General features: G+C 71.9%; 11 protein-coding genes. 7 read left to right on the forward strand and 4 right to left on the reverse strand.

Features of this window, described 5'->3' with window-relative positions; all coding sequences use genetic code 11:
• Positions 1-202: 202 nt before the first annotated feature.
• Positions 203-1,069, reverse strand: coding sequence for an alpha/beta fold hydrolase (locus SYYSPA8_RS01655; RefSeq protein ID WP_323445063.1), 867 nt, complete (start codon positions 1,067-1,069; stop codon positions 203-205).
• 83 nt (positions 1,070-1,152) lie between these two features.
• Between SYYSPA8_RS01655 and SYYSPA8_RS01660 the strand changes: the two genes are divergently transcribed.
• Entirely contained in the window at positions 1,153-1,764 is a 612-nt protein-coding gene (locus SYYSPA8_RS01660; protein ID WP_323445064.1) for a TetR/AcrR family transcriptional regulator, read from the forward strand.
• A 189-nt stretch (positions 1,765-1,953) separates the two neighbouring features.
• Here the strand turns inward: SYYSPA8_RS01660 and SYYSPA8_RS01665 are convergent, their stop codons facing one another.
• From SYYSPA8_RS01665 to SYYSPA8_RS01675, 3 genes are all read right to left on the reverse strand, one after another.
• Complete coding sequence (locus SYYSPA8_RS01665; protein WP_323445065.1) at positions 1,954-9,324, reverse strand: LamG domain-containing protein; 7,371 nt, start codon at positions 9,322-9,324, stop codon at positions 1,954-1,956.
• 655 nt (positions 9,325-9,979) lie between these two features.
• On the reverse strand, positions 9,980-11,455 hold the full coding sequence (locus SYYSPA8_RS01670; protein WP_323445499.1) for a sensor histidine kinase: 1,476 nt from the start codon (positions 11,453-11,455) through the stop codon (positions 9,980-9,982).
• A gap of 5 nt (positions 11,456-11,460) precedes the next feature.
• Complete coding sequence (locus tag SYYSPA8_RS01675) at positions 11,461-12,150, reverse strand: response regulator transcription factor (RefSeq protein ID WP_323445066.1); 690 nt, start codon at positions 12,148-12,150, stop codon at positions 11,461-11,463.
• 151 nt (positions 12,151-12,301) lie between these two features.
• Here SYYSPA8_RS01675 and SYYSPA8_RS01680 point away from each other — a divergent pair, with 151 nt between their 5' ends.
• The 6 genes from SYYSPA8_RS01680 to SYYSPA8_RS01705 all read left to right on the forward strand — a co-directional run bounded on the left by SYYSPA8_RS01680 (position 12,302) and on the right by SYYSPA8_RS01705 (position 18,240).
• Positions 12,302-13,639: a ferredoxin reductase family protein gene (locus SYYSPA8_RS01680; protein WP_323445067.1), complete on the forward strand. Its 1,338-nt coding sequence runs from the start codon at positions 12,302-12,304 to the stop codon at positions 13,637-13,639.
• Positions 13,640-13,747: 108 nt separating this feature from the next.
• A complete protein-coding gene (locus tag SYYSPA8_RS01685) occupies positions 13,748-14,152 on the forward strand; it encodes an FMN-binding protein (RefSeq protein WP_323445068.1) in 405 nt (134 codons plus the stop codon).
• Between the two features lies 1 nt (position 14,153).
• The gene (locus SYYSPA8_RS01690) at positions 14,154-14,894 is read left to right on the forward strand and encodes an FAD:protein FMN transferase (protein WP_323445069.1); all 741 of its coding nucleotides are present in this window, start codon (positions 14,154-14,156) and stop codon (positions 14,892-14,894) included.
• 120 nt (positions 14,895-15,014) lie between these two features.
• Positions 15,015-15,890 (forward strand): intradiol ring-cleavage dioxygenase, encoded by an 876-nt coding sequence (locus tag SYYSPA8_RS01695; RefSeq protein WP_323445070.1) that lies wholly within the window; start codon positions 15,015-15,017, stop codon positions 15,888-15,890.
• Positions 15,887-16,657, forward strand: a complete 771-nt coding sequence (locus SYYSPA8_RS01700; RefSeq protein ID WP_323445071.1) for a response regulator transcription factor — start codon at positions 15,887-15,889, stop codon at positions 16,655-16,657. The genes SYYSPA8_RS01695 and SYYSPA8_RS01700 overlap by 4 nt, the downstream gene beginning before the upstream one ends.
• A 14-nt stretch (positions 16,658-16,671) precedes the next feature.
• A complete protein-coding gene (locus SYYSPA8_RS01705) occupies positions 16,672-18,240 on the forward strand; it encodes a sensor histidine kinase (RefSeq protein WP_323445072.1) in 1,569 nt (522 codons plus the stop codon).
• Positions 18,241-18,359: the final 119 nt, after the last annotated feature.

Genomic DNA, 18,359 nt, shown 5'->3' on the forward strand with positions numbered 1-18,359 from the left:
GAGATGGGGCGTGGGACCGAGGGAACCGGACCTGCCCTGTCGATCCGCGCCACCACGCCGGCCAGAACGGGCCAAGGAACCAGCACCTCGACGCCGCCGGCGGGGTGCCCGGCTCCTCGCCGGTGAAGACGTCCGCGAAGGCACTGTCCAACTGGATTGAACGCATCGGACATACCCCCGTCGGCCTTCTCGCCCCCGGTGGTCAGGCGGGCGTGGCGCCGGCCGGGGCCGTGCCCGCCGGGGTGGTGCGGATGAACTCCCTGATCAGGTGGGCGGTCAGAGCGGGCTGGTCGAGCATGACCCAGGTACGGCTGTCGGGGACGGGTTCCAGCCGGGCGCCGGGTATCAGGGCCGCGAGCTGTTCGCCGTGGGAGAAGGGGAAGTGCCGGTCCTCGCGGGCGAATGCCAGCAGGGTGGGCCGGTCGAAGGCGGTGAGCCGCCCGGTGGCGTCGAGCAGGGCGGCCGGGGCGAGGTGCCGGGTGACCTCGGCACAGTCGCGCCGCACGCCGGGGTCGCGGAAGAAGGCCCCCATCCAGTCGTCGATCAGGTCGTGGGGCAGCGCACCCGCGGTGAGCAGTCCGTAGGCGAAGGGCAGCCGGCGCGCCGCGCGCAGCCGGAGCGCCTGATAGGCCAGGGTGAGCAGCCCGGGCACCCGGGCGGCGGGAGGGAGTGGGCGGAACCAGGGCGCCGGGCAGTTGCCGAAGCATTCGCCGCTGGTGAGGACGAGTCGGCCGATCCGTTCGGGATGGCGGGCGGCGACGATCTGGGCGACGGCGGTGCCGAGATCGTTGCCGACCAGGGTCACCCGGCGCAGGTCGAGCGCTTCGAGGAGACCGGCGACCAGACGGGCGATGCCCGGCAGGCTGAGATCGGTGCCGCGGTTCAGCGGGGTGCGATGGGCGCCGAGGGGCAGGTCGGGGATGACGCAGCGGAAGTCCGGGGCCAGCCGCTCGGCCACCGGTTCCCAGAGCCCGCCGGCCATGAGGTATCCGTGCAGCAGGAGTACGGGCTCTCCCTCGCCGGTGTCCCGGTAGTGGACGGTTCCCTGGTCGAGCGTGATCTGCGGCATGGTGAACGCCTCTCGCGTCAAATTGCATACAGACTGTATGTACGTAGAGTGCATGCAGACTGTACGGAACTCAAGGGGGCAGGATGGAATCGAGCGGAACCAAGCACACCCGGCGTTCCCGGGCGACCAGGGACGCCCTTGTCGCCGCCGCCCGGGGGCTGTTCGCCGAGCGCGGTTACGCGGGGGTGGGGACGGAGGAGATCGTCCGTGCCGCCGGGGTGACCCGCGGGGCGCTGTACCACCAGTTCCGGGACAAGACCGATCTCTTCGACGCCACGGTGCAGGCGGTCGAGGCGGAGTTGACCGGGCGGATCGCCGGCCAGGTCATGGGGGCCGCCACCGATCCGGTCCTGGCGCTGAAGGCGGGTGCCCGCGCCTTCCTGGAAGCCTTCGCCGAGCCGGATGTGGAACGCATCCTGCTGCTGGACGCCCCGGGGGTGCTGGGCTGGCGGCGCTGGCGGGAGATCGGGCAGGAGCATGGCCTCGGGGTGATCTCGAAGGCCCTGGAGGCGGCGATGGCGAGCGGAGCCCTGGCCGCCCGCCCGGTGGCCCCCCTGGCCCATGTCCTTCTCGGCGCCCTCGACGAGGCGGCGCTGATGGTCGCCCACTCCGACGATCCCGAGGCGACCCGTGTGGAGATGGCCGAAACCCTGGAGCACCTGCTGGACGGACTTCTCACCCGCGACGGGCGCTGAGGCCAGGGGTGCCCCTCACGGCGGTCGCCGGCGCCGGAGTACGGAGGCAGTGCGGTCGCGGTCCGGCCCTGCCGGGCAGCGGCTTCTCCTTTTCGGGACGCCGGGACGCCGGGACGGCGCCCGGCGCCCGGCGGGTGGCCGGGCGACGGGCGCCGTCCTTCGTGTCTTCGTGTCCTCGTGGACCGGGGGTTACTCGGTGACGTCGTAGTACTCGGCGAGGAGCAGGGTGATCTCCAACGCGTGCGGGAGCAGCTGGGGAAGGTGCTCGGTGAGGGCGGTACGGGTGGCGTCGGCGAGCCGGGCCTGGGAGCTGGTGGCGGTCGACACGTAGGGGTCGAGGCGGCGGATGAGTTCGTAGTTGCTGGCGACGTCGATGGTGCGCATCTTCTGTTCGAGCGGGGGCGCCGTGGTGGCGGGCACCGGGGGGAGGATGCGGGAGACGAAGGTGACACGGTGCAGGATGCGCCAGCACGGGGGAGTGCGGTCGCTGTGGCGGGCCTCGCGCAGGGCGGAGGCGTTGGGGTCGTTGCTGGTCTCCAGCCAGATCGGGTCGGCGACCTTGTTGTAGAAGTCGTTGAAGTGGCTGGTGTCCTGGCCGAGGTAGAAGGTCATGAAGCGGTACGCGTCAACCTTGCCCGCCACCAGGACGGGCGCTCCCGCCGCCGTGTACTGGGCCTTGCCGCTGCTGTCGTACTTCTGGAGGTCGCCGCTGGGGTTGCAGACCACATCGAGGCTGTGGGAGCGGGTGGCTTCCTTGGAGCGGTGCCGGGTGGTGGTCATGCCGCCGCCGAGAGAGGCGTCGAACTGGAGGCCGACACCGACGCCCGCGACGTCGAAGCCGACTTCCAGGGAGCCGGTGACGGCGCCGGAGAGGCTGTAGGAGCCGCCGGTGGTCTCGGTGACGACGTCGACGGTTCCGGTGGTCTCCGCGAAGAAGCCGCCGTCGGCGGTCCAGACGTACGTGTTGGCGATGTTGCGGTTGGCGAACGAGCCCGCCGCCTCGACCGGCTGGGCCTTCTCGGCGGCGTCCTTGGTGCCGACGATCGGAGCCAGGACCTTCGCCGCGCGCTCCGCGGTGGGGTCGGAGTCGCTGGTCTCGGTGGAGACGGTGCTGTAGTACGTCTCCAGCTCCTGGCGTTCGCGCAGGATGCGGCGTTTGATGGCGTACGCCTCGCGGGGCTTGAAGTAGCTGTACTCGCCGCGCTGGAAGGCGTTGGGATAGGCGGGGTCCAGGACCTTGCCCTGGTCGTTGAAGCCGACCGCGCCGTCCAGGGTGCCCTGCTTGGTGTACTGGGGGTTGATGGGGAACGTGATGATGTTCCAGTCCTTGGGGATGTCCGGGTTCGGGAGGATCCGGTACGCCACCAGCGCCCCCGAGTGCGCCAGGCGCAGCGCGTACACATCGGCGGTCTCGGACTGGACGAGCGCGTAGCCCTTGTTGGCGGGGAGGAAGCGGCGGCCGACGGCGCTGTTGAGGATGCGGGTCGGGTCCTCCCACGCGCCGGTGAGGGTGGCGCTGGTGTCGTGGGTGGTGCTGGTGCCCTGCCCCACCGAGGTCTCGTCCGTCCAGGCGTTGGAGAACTCCATCGAGCCGCCGATGTGCCCCTTGACGGTGACGGAGGCGAGCGGTTGCGCGGTGCCGATGCCGAGCGGGGCGGTGATCATGAGGATCTTCTCGTCGACCTCGGCGCCGGCGGCCATGCTGAAGCTCGCGTCGATGCTGCGTTCATGGGTGGAGGAGAGCGTGGAGACGACCTCGTCGGCCTGGTTGAAGGTGACGCTGGAGGACCCGGCGGGGTCGATCTGCCCGGTGAGGTTCTCGGAGGGGACCGGGGGCGCTCCTTCGATATAGCCGATGAGCTGCGGGTCGAACTGGACCTGGCTGACCCACTCGCTGACCAGGTCGCCGACCTTGTAGCCGGTGGTGAGGTGCCAGGCGCCGGCGGCGGTGTGCGTGTAGCAGCGCTTCAGGACGCCCTGGGCCTCACCGGTGGCGGTGTACTGGAGGTCGGCGTACTCGGTGGCGGCGGGCGGGGTGGAGATGTTCTGGTGGAAGGGGGTGCGGATGCCGGCCAGCGCGGAGCGGACGGCGGCGGTGTCGGTGGAGATCGGCGCGGTCGACGGGACCTTGTCGCCGGTGCGGTAGAGGTGGTTGCCGCGCAGGCCCTGGTCGAGTACGACGTCGGCGGCCTCGTTCGCGGTGGGGTCGAACGTCCAGTAGCCGATCAGGTCCTGCTTGTCGCCCTTGATACGGGTGAAGAGGTTGTCGAGGATCTGCTCGGGGGTGCGGGCGGTGCGCCAGTACCGGACGTCGTCCAGGGTGCCGTCGAAGTACTCGGAGGTCTGCGTGGAGTTCCGGAAGGTGCCGAGGGAGAAGCGGTCGAGGCCCCAGTCGGCGAGGGGGTTGGTGGCCGGGGTGTCGCAGGGGACGGAACGGCCGTTGCGGTAGACGGTGAAGGAGCCGGCGGCCGGGTTCGGGTCGGCCGCCCACTTCGCGCCGTGCAGCCGCAGATCGTAGCCGCCGGCCAGGTCGGCGGTGGTGTTGCCGGTGTTCTCCTCGAAGGTCCAGCGGGCGATCAGGCCCTCGTCGCGGGGGTGGAGCGGGGACCCGAGCTGATTGGTCTCCCGGGCCTTGCCCCAGATCCTGATCTCGCCGATGGTGCCCGTCAGCGGGTACAGGGCGCTGCCTTCCCCGATGCGGCCGATCTCCAGGGCGCCGTCGTTGCCGCGGGGGCCGGTGCCGGTGTAGCGGCCGGTGCCGGTCTCGGCGCCGTCGACGACGAAGCGGATGTCGTCCCAGGACTTGGTGTCGACATGGTCGATGGTGTCGACGGTCCTGTTCTGGGTGGTGCCGTTCTCGTCCTTGTAGGAGATGGTCCGGGTGCCCTTGACCTGGTCGCTGGAGCTGCCGGCCTTGCGGACGACGGCGATCCGGTGGAAGCCGGCCGTGAGGGCGGAGTCGGAGGTGTACCGGATGATCCGGGGGCCGGGCTCCTCGAAGGCGAACTCCAGCTTCCCGTTGGCCAGCACCGACAGCTGATAGGGGACCGTGGCCCCCGTGCCGTCGCCGAGGCGGCCCTTGGAGACCAGTCCCTGGCGCAGTCCGATGGCGTCGATGTGGGCGAAGACCTCGATGGTCAGATCCTCGGTCAGGTCGAGGGCATCCGCGTCGGGGGTGTCCGCCCAGGCCGAGCCGTTGAAGCGCAGCGCCCACGACTGCTCGTACACCGCCGCCACATGCGCCCACTCCCCGCAGAGATAGGTCTCGCGGCTGGTGCGGTGCTTGTCGCCGACCGCGGCCAGGATCTTGTAGCCCTTGACCGCGGACTCGCTCGCCGCCGCCGTGCCCCAGACACCGCCGTGCCGGCCCTGGCCGCTGATGTCGGGGAACTGGCTGAGCTGGGGACGGCTGCCGTCGTAGAGCCAGGCGCCGGTGAGACCGGGTTCGTTCGGGGCGACGCGCCGGTTCTGGTCGGCGGCGATGTCGGTGGCCGAGCGGGCCGTGTTCCAGGTCCGCAGCTCGGCCAGCCGGCCGGAGAAGTACGAGAAGGTGCCGGTGTCGCTGCGGCCGACGATGAGCTGGCCGGTGCCGCTCGGCACGGTGGTGGCGGTGCGCTGGGCGACCACGGCTCCGTCACGGAGGATGACCTGGGCACGGGTGGTGCGGTCGAAGGTGACGGCCCAGTGGTGCCACTCCCCGTCCGTGTACGTGGCGGTGGTGGTGAGGGTCTGCCCGGTGAAGCCGAAGGTGAACGCGCCGGAGGAGGTGAAGCCGACGTTCAGGCCGTTGGCGCCGAGCGCGACGATCGTGTCCGCGACCGTGCGCCCGGTGGTGCGCTTGAGCCAGCACTCGATGGTGAAGTCGGTCCCCGTGGGGTCGGCGCCGGGGATCGCCATGGCGGCATCGGTGCCGTTCAGGACCATGCCGCCGGTAGTGGGCTCGGGGCTCAGGGCGATCGCGGCCCTGGTGTCGCCGGTGCGTACATGGAAGACCCGGGACCGGGGTGTGGAAACGCGGCGCGGGTTGATCCATGCCTCGGCGGTCAGGTCGCCGGTGACGGCGACGCTGTCCAGCGTGCCGCCCATGACGAGGCCGTGGCTGGTGCCGTTGAGGGAGACCGCCCGGCCGGGGGCGTCGCCGCGCCAGCGGCTGCCGTGGCCGGCCACCAGGGCGGTGGCCGTGCCGTTCGGTACGAGGACATCCCGTTTGTCGGCGCCGACGGTGATCCAGCACGAGCCCTGGGCGAGGGAGGTGCCGGGGCGGGAGGAGGTGGCCCGGGCCGTGTCGTAGCGGATCAGGGACACCTCCGTGCCCTGGGCGAGCGGGGTGGCCGGGGCCGGGGTGACCCGCAGGGTCGTGCCGCCGGTGTCGGCGACGGTGGTGACGAGATGGGCGCTCTCCCCGATCAGCAGATGGGAGTGGACGGGAACGGCCACGGGCAGCGCGCGGGCGAGGGTGAGCTGGTCCCCCGTCGCGCCGGTCGCCGTGCCGAGCGAGAGCGGTTCGTCGGTGGCGCCGTTGACGGCGGCGGCCAGATCCTGGATGCGGCGCGGCAGCCGGGTGAAGGTCTCGGAGTCGGTGCCCCGGGTGATCGTCAGATCGCACAGGCCGGCGGCCGCCGCGCCGTTCACCGTGCAGTCGGTGATCCGGATCTGTGTCCCCGACAGGACGACACCCGGGTCGCGCGCGGTGAACAGGGCGGTCAGCCCACCGCCGGCCAGCTGCTGGCTGCCCCGCTCCGCCGAGGTGTCCAGATAGGCGGCGAAGAACTGGCCGTTGGCGCCCTGGAAGTAGAGGGCGACCCGGCCCGCCGCGCTGTCCATCAGATAGGGGGTGGCGGCGGTCCGGGCGAACTTGAGCAGCGCGCCCGCACTGCTGAGCCCGCGCACGTCGAGGCCGATATGGGGGACGGGCAGGACCAGGTCGGCCTCGCCCAGCAGGGTGGCGGTGCGGCGGGCCAGCTCCTCGCGGGCGGGCGGGATCTCGGCCTGCTTGGCGACGAGGTCGCGGTTGCGCTGGGCGAGGAGCGCGTTGACCACGGCGAGCCGGTCGACCTTGGCCTGGAGGGTCGTGTCCGGGATGACCCCGACCTTCTCGACGGTGAAGCCGACCGCGGATTTCTCATCGCGGAGCTGGAACCAGGAGAGGACGCCCATCCATACGTCCTGGCCGGCGTTCTGGAACTGGACACTGGTGTTCCAGGTGCCACGTACGTACCACTGCTGGTGGACCTCCGCGGTGTTGAGGGGCTGGAACTCTGCGCCATAGGTGTCGGCGCCCATGCGGTTGCGGAAGACGGTGTGCACGCCCATACCGGGTGCGCTGTCGTTCACCAGCGCGTACGTCGGGTTGCTGTACCGGGAGGCCGACCCGGCCCGCACCAGCCGCCATCGGGTGTACCGGGAGTTCCTGTCCCACAGCCCCACCAGGGTCCCCTGGGTCAGTGCTCCGCCGGCAGGGGCCAGGACGCTTCCGTTCCAGGAGAGCTGGACGATCCAGCGCGCCGGATCGTTGGCCGCGGCGTTGTTGGACGCCGCGATCGCCTGCTCCAGCGTCGTCTTCTCCCCCGTCAGGGAGGTGATCTCGGTCTGGATGGCGGTGGCCTGCTGTTCGAGGCCGGTGACGATCTGCTGCTGGGCGCTGACCAGGTCGCTGGTCTGCTCGACGGGACGGCCCAGTTCGGCCAGGGTGACGACGTCGGGGATGTCGGCGAGGCGTCCGTCGATGCCGACGCCGAAGTCGACGGTGGCGATATGGGCGTCGGCCGTCGCGTTGCCGGCGGGGCGGGTGGCGCAGGCCAGCAGGACCCGGGCGTTGCGCTTGGCGGGTTTGGGGTCGTCCTGGTAGCCGGCGACCGCGTCTTCCTGCTGGTAGTAGAGCGTGGCGCTGAGTCCGGAGACGATGTCGCGGCCGCTGAGGGTGAAGCTGTCGCGGCGCACCCCGGGGTGTTCGCCGACGGGGGCCTGGGAGGTCACCCACTGCGGAGGGGTGTCCAGGGTGGCGTGGGCGGCGGTGTCGGTCTGGTCGTAGGCGGTGGTGCCGCTGCCCTCGTCGAAACGGTAGTAGGCCACGAGCCCGGGTTCGTTGCCGATCAGCCGGTAGTGCGAGCTGTCGGCGATCTCGCTCTGGCCGCGGGACCGGTTCCAGATCCGTACCTCGTCGATGACGCCGCTGTAGAACGGGCCGCCCGCCTTGGCCCCGATGTGCAGCATGGCCGAACCGTCCCCGCTGCTGGGGAGGGCCTTGTCGCCGCTGAAGGCCCCGTTGACGTAGAGGGTCGCGGTGGTGCCGTCGAAGGACGCGGCGATGTGCGCCCAGGTGTCCGCCGGGATGTTCTGGAGGGAGGTGAGGGTGCCGCCGCTGTGGTCGAGGGCCACCTGGCCGGTGTTGGTGATCCGTAACTGGAAGCCGCCCTGGCTCGCGGTGCCGGACCAGCGGGCGAGCACCGGGCCGCCCGCCGCCCGGGGTTTGACCCAGGCCTCCACCGCGTAGGAGCGGCCCTGGAACTTGAGCGCGGGCGCCGCCCCCATGTTCAGGTATTGGGAGGTCCCGTTGAACTGGAGCGCGGTCTCGGGGTGCGGGATGTCGGGGGTGATGGGCACCAGCGAGAGGTTGGTGAACGGGCAGATCCCGGGCGCCCGCTCGTACACCGAACCCCGGTAGCGGGCGTCGGGGCTGGTCCAGTAGCGGCTGCCCTGGGTGTTGAAGAGGCCGTCGGCGGCCTGCTCGACGTTGAAGGAGTCGATCCGGCCGGTGGCGGTGTTGTGGGCGAAGAACTGCCACCGCTGCTGCCCCTGCACCGCCGTCGGGGTCAGGACAGCGGTGAACCGGCCCTGGGTCAGATTCCGGATGAACTCCAGCTGCTGGGTCGGCTCGTGGAACGGTTTGCCGTCCATGTCGGTGGCGCCCAGGCTGTCCTTGACCGACGCCGGGCGGGTCTTGTGCCGGCTCCGCTTGAACCGTACCTCCGACACCGGCTTGAGCACATTGCCGACCAGCAGGAAGCGGTCGCACAGCAGCGTGTCCGCCACCACCGGTATCTTCGCCGTCCCCGCCAGCTGGAAGTCGGTCCGGGCGGTGTTCCCGGAGGCGGCGCCGTTCGCCAGCTTGAACACCGCGTCCGTGTCGCTCGCGCCGATCGCCTGGCGCAGGAGCACCACATGGGTGCCGTCCGAGACCACCTGGAACGGGGCGTCGGCCGAAAGACGCGCGGTGGTGGACAGGAACCGGTCCGTCTCCTCCGGCGCCAGCTCCTCACCGGCGCCCGCCTCGGTCCGGCCGCCCTTCTTCACCACCGGCATCGCCGTCGCGCCCACCACCGAGTACCCGACCGTCACCAGCTCGTCGGGGAAGGGGACGTCCTGGGGGCTCTCCGACCAGTACGCGGCGTCCAGTTCACCCCGATCCTCGTCGTAGGCGGAGAGATCGAGGACGGTGTAGACGATCCGCCGCCGCTCGTCCATGGCGAACGCGAGCGCCGTGCCCTGATGGCGCACCATCGTGGTGCGGGTGTAGGTGCGGTCGCTGTAGATCTTGAGTGTGCCCTGATCGGATGTCACAGGATGTCCGTCCTGTCGTTCCACACCGCCGGCGGGGGTGCCGGATCGGTCGGGGCCTGGCAGTGGCGCATGACGACGGGGCCGCCGGGTCAGGGCGGCCTGGTGAACGGGAAGGGGGTGTACGGCTGCCATTCGAGCAGGTTTCGAGCACGCCGTATATCGAACACCTCTCATGTTCGCGAAACGACGCGAATCCGACCGGTCGGCCTTCCGGTGCGGTGATTGGCCCGAACGCGCCGCCGGCGCACGGCACCCGCAGCCGTCTTCCCTTCCTCCGACCCGGGCCGGAAACCGGCACGGGCTGCTGGAACGGGCATCCGGAACGGACGGTATCGACGCCGGCCCCCGCACGGCAGCGGCGACCGCCTCCGCTGGGTGGCGTCCTCACTGGCCGGAAAGGAGGGCGAACCGGGGGAGCTGCCGCCGGGGTGGAAGGCAGGGGACGGACGGACCGGCACCGAGTTCCCGCGCAGGGCCACCGACGCGGGGCACGGCGCACGCCGACGGACCGGCACGAGGTTCACCTGCGGTCCCCGTCAGCCGGGAGCGGACCGGGGGAAAGCGTCCGGACGCCCGCAACGGGTCACACATCGGCCTTGCCAAGGGAATACCCAGAGTTGGTCAAGAGAGGGAAAAGGCCAAACGGACAGATCCCTCACCCCGGCCCGCCGTCGGTCGGCGGCCCCGTGGGCCGTGCGCCACGGCGCAGCGGCAGCCGGACCGTGAACACCGTCTCGCCGGGCCTGCTCGCCAGTTCGATCGTGCCGCCGTGGGCATGGACCAGGGAGCCCGCGACCGACAGGCCCAGGCCGCTGCCACCGCGGTCGCGGGTGCGGGCCTTGTCCACCCGGTAGAAGCGGTCGAAGACGCGTTCACGGTCGGCGGGCGGGATGCCGGGGCCGGTGTCGGCCACCGTCACCAGGGCCTCGGCACCCGTCATCGCGACGCACACCGACACCTCGGTGCCCGGCGGGGTGTGCACGGCCGCATTCGCCAGGAGGTTGTCCACCACCTGACGCAGACGCTGCGCGTCCACCGCCGTGCACACCGGGGCCGGCCCGGTCGTCACCCGCAGCGGATGGCCGGGGTGGCTCGCCCGGAACGCGTCCGCGGCCTGCCGCACCAGCTCCACCAGGTCCGTGTCCGTCCACCGCAGCGGGGTCTCCACCTCGGACGCGTCCAGTCGGGCGAGGAGCAGCAGATCCTCCAGGAGGACGCCCATCCGGGCCGCCTCCGCGCGCAGCCGGGACAGATGCCGCTCGCGCTCCTGGGGCGCGTTCGCCGCCGCGTACTGGAACAGGTCCGCGTAGCCGCGTACCGACATCAGCGGGGTGCGCAGCTCGTGCGAGGCGTCCGCGACGAACCGGCGCAGCCGCCGCTCGGCCTTCGCGCGCACCGCGAACGATGCGTCGATGTGCTCCAGCATGGTGTTGAACGCGGTGCGCAGCTCCTCCACCTCCGGCCCGCCGCCCCCGCGGTCGGCGCGCAGCGGCAGCCGGGCCGCCGACTCGGTCAGATCGTGCGAGGCGATGCCGTGCGCGGTGTGCGCCATGTCGCTCAGCGGCTTCAGCCCGCGCCGCAGCGTCCACCGCCCCAGCACCACCAGCGCCAGCAGCGCCAGCGCGAAGGCGATCACCTGGACCGTGATCAGCCGGGTGACGGTGTTCTCGATGTCCGCCGTCGGCGCGGCCGTCACCAGCACCACCCCGGGCTCGACCTCGCAGGCCCGTATCCGGTAGGTACCCTCCTGCCCCAGGGGCCGGGAGTCGAGGAGGTCGTCGGCACCCGTATCGGCCAGCCTCCCGGCGAGCCCGGCGAACGCCGAGCTGTCCGCGGGCAGCGCGGCCGGCCGCCGCAGCCTCGGCTCGTCGCCGGAGACGTCGTACACCGCCTGGTACCAGCCCAGATACGTCTCCCGCCGGACCGTGCCGTGCTCGACGGCGTCCTTCGCCTGCACGACCTGGGCCGACTCCATCCGGTCACTGAGCTGACGTTCCAGATAGCCGTGCATGGACGTGGTCAGCACGGTGCCGACCACCACGAACACCACCAGCGACAGCACCCCGAGACCGAGCGCCAGCCGCGTGCCCAGCCGCAGCCTGCCGTAGAGGTGCCGCAGCCCGCCCGGCACCCGCCTCACTCGGCGGCCTGCCGGATGACGTACCCGAAGCCGCGGACCGTGCGGATCAGCGGCTCACCGGTCTCGTCCAGCTTGCGGCGGAGCCTGCTCACCACCAGTTCCACGACATTCGACCGGCCTCCGAAGCCGTACTCCCACACATGGTCCAGGATCTGGGCCTTGGTCAGCACGGTCGGGGAGCGGCGCATCAGATAGCGCAGCACCTCGTACTCGGTGGGGGTGAGGGTGAGGACCCTGCCCGCCCGGCGCACCTCCCGGGTGTCCTCGTCCATGGAGAGGTCGCCCACCCGGAGCACCGAGCGCTGGAAACCCGGCCCCGCGCTGCGCCGCAGCACGGTCCGCAGCCGGGCCATCAGCTCCTCCACCGCGAACGGCTTGACCAGATAGTCGTCCCCGCCCCGGGTCAGCCCCGCCACCCGGTCCGCGACACCGTCCCGGGCGGTGAGGAACACCACCGGCACCATCGTCCCCGAACGCCGCAGCCGGTCCAGCACCCCGAAGCCGTCCACGTCCGGCAGCATCACGTCCAGGACGACGATGTCCGGACGGAACTCGGCGGCGAGCCGCAGCGCGTCCTCGCCGGTGTTCGCCGTCATCGCGTCCCAGCCCTCGTAGCGGGCGACGGTCGCGACGAGGTCGGCGATGGGTGGGTCGTCGTCCACGACCAGCACTCGCACTCTGTCCACCCGTCCATACTGCGGCACGGCGCCGCCCGTTCCGCACCCCGCCGGGGAACCGGTGCCGATCGACAGGCACTTGAAAGCCCGGCGACAGGGGTTCGACAGCTTCCGCCCGCCATGCTCGGTGCACCGATTCCCGACCGAGGAGCCGCCGTCCATGGCAACCGTCCGTTCGCGTCCCATCCCCAGCAGCGGCATACGGCCGAGAGTGGTGGCCCGCACCGGTCTGTACGCCGGTCTGGCCGTGAACGCGGCCATCGTCGCGTACTTCTTCGTCCAGGCCGGGTTCGCCTCGAACGCGCTGATCGTGCTGGGCCGGCTGACGGGCCTGTACGCCGCGCTGCTGATGGCCTTCCAACTGCTGCTGGTGGCCCGGCTGCCCTGGCTGGACCGCCGGATCGGCATGGACCGGCTGTCCGACTGGCACCGCTGGACCGGTTTCTGCCTGATCCTGCTGCTCCTCGGCCACGCCGTCTTCATCGTGTCCGGGTACGCCCGGCCCACCGGCATGGATCCGGTCGACCAGCTGGTCGATCTCGCCCGGACCGTCGAGGGCGTCCTGCGGGCGGTCGTCGCCCTGCTGCTGATCCTCGTCGTCGGCGCGGTCTCCGTCCGCTTCGCCCGGCGCCGACTGGCCTACGAGACCTGGCACTTCGTCCACCTCTACACCTACCTCGCCGTGGTGCTGGCCTTCACCCACCAGATCGCCGCCGGTACCTCCTTCGCCTCCTCCGGCCTCGCCACCGCCTACTGGTACGCGCTGTGGGGGAGCGCGCTCGGCGCGGTGGTCGCCGGCCGCCTGCTGCTGCCGCTGTGGCGCAACCTGCGGCACCGGCTGGTGGTCCTCGCGGTCGTACCCGAGTCGGACAACGTGGTCTCCATCCATCTCACCGGCCGTGACCTGGACCGGCTGCCGGCGCGCGCGGGACAGTTCTTCCTGTGGCGGTTCCTCACCCGCGACCGCTGGTGGCAGGCCAACCCGTACTCCCTGTCGGCCGCGCCCGACGGCCGCACGCTCCGGCTGACCGTCAAGTCCGCCGGTGCCGGCAGCGCCGCCCTGCGCCATGTCGAACCGGGCACCCGGGTCTTCGCCGAGGGCCCCTACGGCGCCTTCACCGCCCTGCACCGCACCCGCCCGGACGCCGTGCTGATCGCGGGCGGTGTCGGAGTCACCCCGATCCGCGCGCTGTTGGAGGACATCCGCGGCCACATCGTCGTCCTCTACCGCGTCAGGAGTGTCCAGGACGCCGTGCTCCATGAGGAGATGCGTGAACTGGCACTCGCCCGCCGCGCCGAACTGCATCTGATCGCCGGCCCGGCCGACCCGGATCCGCTCGCCCCGCGCGCCCTGGCCGAACTGGTGCCGGACATCGCGGAGCGGGACGTGTACGTGTGCGGCCCGCCCGGCATGACCGGCGCGGTCCGCGGCAGCCTGCGTGAACTGGGCGTACCCAGGACGCAGATCCACTTCGAGCGGTTCAGCCTGGCCGGCTGAGGCGACGGCGGGCCGGCCGCGGCGGACACCCGTACCCACGAGGGCGACCACCGGGGCGACCACCGGGGCGACGCCTGAAACGACCACCGAAGCGACAAGGAAGTGACCGTGAAGCGAGTACTGCCCGTCCTGGCCCTGACCGTGATCGGGGTGCTCCCGCTGTGGCGCTACACCCCCTCCTACGGCAACGGCGCCACCGTCGTGGTCGCCCCGCCGCCCGCGCCCGCCCCCGCCGGGACCTCCGGCGCGGGCCACGCCGTCCGCACCGGGCCCACGATCGACACGGAGAAGGGTCCCGTGCAGGTCGAGGTCACCTTCGAGGGCGACACGATCCGCGCGGTACGGATGCTCCGGCAGCCGAACCATCCGCAGACCCACGCCGCGGTGCCGACGCTCATCGAGGACACCCTGCGCGTGCAGGGGGCCGACGTCGACACGGTGTCCGGGGCGACCGTCACCAGCGACGCCTACAAGGAGTCCCTCCAGGCCGCGATCGACGCGAAGGGCGAGTGACATGCACCGGGTCGAGCACGTGATGGGCTTCCCCGTCTCGCTGCGGATCGACGGCGAGGACGTGCCCGAAGGACTCGCGGACGCGGTGTTCGGGTGGCTGCGGGAGACCGACGCACGGTTCAGCCCCTTCCAGCCGGGCAGCGAGGTGCGCAGACTCGACCGGGGGGAGATCGGCCCGGACGGCATCAGCGCCGATCTGAGGGAGGTCCTGGACCTGTCGGAGCGGTACCGGGCCGAGACCGGGGGCGCCTTCGACGTACGGCTGCCGGGACGGGGGCTCGATCCCTGCGCGGTGGTCAAGGGGTGGTCCGTGCAGCGGGCGGCACAGCTGCTGCGGCGGGCGGGGGTGGGGAGATTCTGTCTGAACGCCGGCGGCGACGTGGTGGTCGGCGGCGGGCCCTGGCGGGTGGGGGTGCGCCATCCCGAGACGGCGGACCAGGTCTGCGCGGTCCTGGAACTCAGCGACGCGGCCGTGGCCACGTCCGCGCGGTACGCACGGGGGGACCACATCGTGGACGGGCGGACGGGGCTGCCCGCGACCGGGCTGCTGAGTCTGACGGTCGTCGCGCCCACGCTGACCGAGGCGGACGCGACGGCGACCGCCGCGTTCGCCCTGGGCACGGAGGGCATCGCCTGGGCCGCCGGACGGCACGGGTGCGAGGTGTTCGCCGTCGACGGGGACCGCCGGGTGCACAGGAGCGGCGGGTTGCCCGTCGTGGCCCCGGACGGAGGGGCCGGATGAGCCGGGCAGGACGGACGGACGGCCCCGGCATCCCCGTCGAGCCCGCACCCGGTCCAAAAACCGCCCTCCCGCCCCGCACCTCCCCGCGTTCTCCCAGGAAAGGTCCCTAGCGTGCGATCCATGGCAGATCAGAAACCTCAGATGAGCCGTCGTTCCCTCCTCGCCGCCGGTGGCGCGGGCGCCACCGCCCTGGGGCTGGGCAGTGTCCACCTCGCCACCTCCGACTCGGAGGCGGCCGCCACCGCGACCCCCCCGGCCTCCGGCTCCCCCTCGGCGCCGAATGTCCTGCCCCTGGTCAAGGAGACCACCGAGGGCCCGTACTACCTCGACTACGACAAGCAACGCGTCGACATCTCCGAGGGCCGACCGGGCACACCACTGGCCCTGCGCATCCGGCTGCTGAACGCGAAGGACGGCAAACCCGTGCCCGACGCGTCGGTCGACATCTGGCAGTGCGACGCGCTCGGCATCTACTCCGGGTACGAGGAGACCTCGGAGGCCATGAACAACGGCGAGCTGGTCTTCGACGGACCGATCCCCAAGCTGCCGCCGGACAGCAGGACCACCTTCCTGCGCGGCTTCCAGATGACCGGCCGCGACGGCTGGGTACGCTTCCGTACCGTCTTCCCCGGCTGGTACACCGGACGGACCGTGCACATCCACGTCAAGGTCCACACCAGGGGCGTCCTGCTGGACCGGGCGTACGCCCAGGGCGTCACCGTCCACACCGGACAGGTCTTCTTCCCCGAGGACCTCACCGCCGCCGTCAGCAGGGTACGCCCGTACACACGGAACGACCTGCCCCGCACCACCAACACCACGGACCCCTTCTACTCCGGTGACACGGCCGCCGACGGCCTGCTCGCCGTGGAGTGGGACCGCGCCGACGCGACCAGGCCGATCCAGGCGTCCATCACCACGGCCGTCGACCTGGAGGCGATCAACCCGGGACGGCGGGGCAACCCGCCACCCGGCCCGGTCCGGCCCGGCCCGTGACGAGCGGGCCCTCCACGGCGGCCTCCCTGCCGTACCGGGTGCTCGTCGTCGAGGACGACGACAGCATCCGCACCCTGCTGGAGTCCGTGCTCGGCCTCACCGGTTACACGGTGGCGAGCGTGGGCTCCGGCAGGGCCGCACTGCTGGAAGCGCAGCGGTTCGCACCGGATCTGATCATGCTGGACGTGATGCTGCCGGACCTCGACGGGTTCGAGGTGACCCGCACCCTGCGTGCGGCGGGCAACGGGACACCGGTGCTGTTCCTGACGGCGCGCGCCAACGACACCGTGACCGGCCTGCGCGCCGGCGGGGACGACTATGTCGTCAAGCCGTTCGGCATCGAGGAGGTGCTGCTCAGAGTCGCCGCGATCCTGCGCCGCACGGCCGACGGCCCGCACCAGGCGTCGAACAGCGGGGCCGAGGGGGAGGAGAAGGACGTACTCCTCTTCGCGGACCTGCGGCTGGACAGATCCCGCCACGAGGTGCACCGGGCCGGCGAGCACATCCCGCTGTCCCCGACCGAGTTCGATCTGCTCGCCTATCTGATGACCAACGCGGGCCGGGTCCTGCGCAGGATCCAGATCGTGGAACACGTCTGGCACTACGATTTCGCCGGGGACACCCGGATCATCGAGACGTACGTCAAATATCTGCGCCGCAAGATCGACCGCTTCGACCCCCCGCTGATCCACACGGTGCGGGGGGTCGGGTACACGCTGCGGCTGCCGCGTGACCAGAGCGCTCCGGACCCCCGGCGACCGCGGTGAACACGGTGAACGGGGTGAACACGGTGAACGGCCCGGGCGCCGCGCCGGACCGGAGGCGCCCGGCATCCCTGCGCCGCCGGCTGACCTGGGGCGTGACACTGCTGGTCACGGCGGTGGTGCTGGCGGTGGAGACCATCACCTTTGTGAGCCTGCGCTACTGGCTCCTGGAGAGCGTCGACCGCTCCCTGACCAGCTTCTGCCCGCCCGAGCCGGCCTTTCGGGACGCGGCGTCGGGCCGGGGCTTCCCGTCGTACGTGACGTCCCCCGGCGTCCTGCCGGCGGACTTCCGGATCCACTTCTACGGCACCGACGGCCGCCTGCTGACCGACGCGATCGCGGAGGGAACGGCCCCCGGCCCTTCGCTGCCGCCCACCTCGGACGCCCTCGTCGCCCAGGGACCGGCGGCGGGCGGAGAGCACCTGGCCTCGGTGCCGGCCGTCTCCGGCGACGGATCGTGGCGGACGATCGTCCGGCCCGGCCCGGACGGCATGCGGGCGGTGGTGAGCCTGCCGCTGGACCCGGTGCGGAACACCCTGCGCACCATGCTGCTGGCCGACGCCGCGCTGCTCCTCCTCACGGCGGCGGGCGCGCTGGCCGGCGCCCGGTGGGTGGTGCGGCTGGGGCTGCTGCCCCTGACCCGGATGGAGCGCGCCGCCCAGCAGATCACCGTGGGCAATCTGGACCTGCGCCTGCCCGACACGGACGAGCGCACGGAGACGGGCCGGCTGGGCAGCGTACTCAACACGATGCTGGACCAGCTCCAGAGCGCCCTGCGCGAGCGCGAGGCGTCCGAGGCGCGGCTGCGCCGCTTCCTGGACGACATGGGCCATGAACTGCGTACCCCGCTGACCGCGGTGCAGGGCTTCGCCGAACTCGCGTTGCGCCACGAGCAGCAGTCGGCGGAGGCCAACCGGCTCATCACGCAGAACGCGGCGCGCATGAGTCTGCTGGTGGACGACATGCAACTCCTGGCCAGGCTGGACCAGCAGCCGACCTACCGCGCCGAGCCGGTCGATCTGCTCTCCCTGGCGGCGGACGCGGTCGGCGCGACGGCCGTGGGCTCACCGTCGCGGGACATCAGTCTCGACCCGCTCCGTCCGGGGAGCGAGCTGGACGTGGTGGAGACCCCCGGTGACCCTCATCGCCTACGTCAGGTCATCGACAACCTGCTGTCCAACGCCTGCCGTCACACCCCGCCGGCGACCCCCGTCGCGGTCCGGGTCGGCAGGACACGGACGGCCCCGGACACGGGCGGCGTGAACGCCCCGCACCGCGCCAGCCCCACTCCGCCCCTGCCGCCTGGTGTCCCCGTCTGCGTCCTGGAGGTCGCCGACGAGGGCGCGGGACTGTCCGCCGAGGACGCCCACCAGGTCTTCGACCGCTTCTACCGCGCCGACCCCTCCCGCTCCCGCGACCGGGGCGGGAGCGGCCTGGGCCTGTCGATCGCGGCGACGATCGCCCAGGGGCACGGGGGGCGGCTGGAGCTGGACACGGGGAGCGGGCGGGGCTGCACGTTCCGGGTGCTGCTGCCGATCCTGCGGACCGGCGGGGACCCGGGCCCCGGGGCGGGCCTCGATGGCTGAGCCCGCGGGCGCGGTGCCCCGATGCCGGTCCGGCATCGGCCTGTCGGTGACGGACACGGCTCACGGCCCCCGCGACCACGACCGGGTCGCAGGGGCCGATGTCAGGCGAGCCCGTTCCG

Origin of the sequence: Streptomyces yaizuensis (assembly GCF_034961445.1) — a bacterium.
GTDB classification, from domain to species: Bacteria; Actinomycetota; Actinomycetes; order Streptomycetales; family Streptomycetaceae; genus Streptomyces; species Streptomyces yaizuensis.

Bases quoted from the DNA above. Each gene is read 5' to 3' on its own strand.
- SYYSPA8_RS01655 (WP_323445063.1), bottom strand. From the start codon at position 1,069: ATGCCGCAGATCACGCTCGACCAGGGAACCGTCCACTACCGGGACACC.
- SYYSPA8_RS01680 (WP_323445067.1), top strand. From the start codon at position 12,302: ATGGCAACCGTCCGTTCGCGTCCCATCCCCAGCAGCGGCATACGGCCG.
- SYYSPA8_RS01695 (WP_323445070.1), top strand. From the start codon at position 15,015: ATGGCAGATCAGAAACCTCAGATGAGCCGTCGTTCCCTCCTCGCCGCC.
- SYYSPA8_RS01690 (WP_323445069.1), top strand. From the start codon at position 14,154: ATGCACCGGGTCGAGCACGTGATGGGCTTCCCCGTCTCGCTGCGGATC.
- SYYSPA8_RS01660 (WP_323445064.1), top strand. From the start codon at position 1,153: ATGGAATCGAGCGGAACCAAGCACACCCGGCGTTCCCGGGCGACCAGG.